Source organism: Rhodococcus sp. PAE-6 (assembly GCF_025290685.1).
In the GTDB taxonomy this organism is placed as follows: Bacteria; Actinomycetota; Actinomycetes; order Mycobacteriales; family Mycobacteriaceae; genus Rhodococcus; species Rhodococcus pyridinivorans.
Map to the genome: position 1 here is coordinate 1 of NZ_JAOCLZ010000150.1, position 261 is coordinate 261.

A 261-nucleotide genomic window follows, 5' to 3' on the forward strand; every position below is an offset into this window, starting at 1 on the left:
TGCAGAACGAGGTCAAGGCCAACCGGGACGCGTTCGACCTGGTGGCGATGACGCCGGTGCGCAATGTCGCCGCCGAACACGGCTCCTACGGCTCGGTCCCGGCTACTGCCAGCGGACCGGCCCCGACCCGGTTCGCTGCCTCCTGGCTCGCTGCTGTCGCGGCCGACCTCAGCGCTGCGGCCGACTCCACCCCCTCCACGACGGTGACCTCCCCCGCGACGACGCCGACCACTCCGACGGTCCGGCCGTCGGCGACCACCT

The 261-nt window shown here is 72.8% G+C and carries 1 pseudogene; it reads left to right on the forward strand.

Annotation, left to right across the window (positions count from 1 at the left end):
- Window positions 1–261 (forward strand): annotated as a pseudogene (locus NVV99_RS26595) (hypothetical protein); the annotation flags it as partial.